We start from the raw sequence: 1,018 nt of genomic DNA, 5'->3' as shown, positions 1-1,018 counted from the left end.
GGCCTGGTCGGCGTGCTGATCATCTCCTGGCCGGAACTGACGCTGCTGAGTTCCGACCAGGCGCTCGACGACCAGGAAGTGCTTGGCGTCATGGCCGCTCTTGTCGCGGCGGCGATCTCGGCCGTCGCCATGCTCTTGGTGCGCAATCTCGTGCAAAGCGAGCGTACGGCGACCATCGTGCTGTGGTTTTCGGTGACGGCGAGCGTCATGTCGCTGCTCTCGCTGCCATTCGGCTGGCAGGCGCTGACGCCGCTCCAGGCGGCCCTTCTTGTTGCCGCCGGCTTCTGCGGCGGCCTTGGCCAGATCCTGATGACGGCGGCCTATCGCCATGCCGAAGCCTCGGTCGTTGCGCCGTTCGAATACACCTCGATGATCCTAGGCCTCGTCGTCGGCTATCTCGTCTTCGGCGACGTCGCCACGCTCCATATGCTTGTCGGCGGCCTGATCGTCGTCGCCGCCGGCATCTTCATCATCTGGCGCGAACGCCAGCTCGGCCTGGAGCGCACCCGCACGCGCAAGGCATCTTTGCCTGAAGGGTGATTACGAACGTTCGGCCCGTTCCTTCGCCAACCGAACCAGCACCGTCCTCGTCTGTTCATCGGCGGGGAAAAACGATTCGATCGCCAGTTCCGAAAGCGTCACGTCGAGCGGCGTGCCGAACACGGTGATGGTGCTGATGAACGACAGCACCTGATCGCCATGCGCCAGCCTGAGCGGATGCACGATGGCGTTCGCCTCGACCGGCGACGGCCGGCTGCCTCTCAAGCCTGACGGATAAGTCCTCAGCTCACGCTCGAGTTCGATCAGCACCGCGTCGCCGCTCGCGTCATTCTGGTGTTTCAGGCGCTCGAGCAGATGCGTGCGCCATTCCTGGAGGTTGACGATGCGTGGCGCGATGCCGCCGGGATGCAGGCTGAGGCGAAGCACGTTGACCGGCGGCGTCAGCAGCGAAGCCTCGCTGACATCGGCAAGGAAGGGAGCGATGGCGGCGTTGGCCGAAACCAGGTTCCAGTGGCGG

Annotated in this window: 1 protein-coding gene and 1 pseudogene; one reads left to right on the top strand and one right to left on the bottom strand. The window is 64.8% G+C overall.

Annotated features, from left to right (window positions below; genetic code table 11):
• Positions 1-540 (top strand): DMT family transporter (locus tag ENZ75_RS32830; protein ID WP_164888220.1); only part of this gene is annotated, 540 nt, incomplete at its 5' end.
• Here the strand turns inward: ENZ75_RS32830 and ENZ75_RS32825 are convergent.
• Positions 541-1,018: pseudogene (locus ENZ75_RS32825) on the bottom strand (transcriptional regulator); the annotation flags it as partial.

It is taken from the genome of Mesorhizobium sp. M7A.F.Ca.CA.002.04.1.1, from assembly GCF_004022805.1.
Lineage (GTDB): Bacteria > Pseudomonadota > Alphaproteobacteria > Rhizobiales > Rhizobiaceae > Mesorhizobium > Mesorhizobium ciceri.
This window is presented reverse-complemented; position numbering and strand designations above follow the sequence as displayed.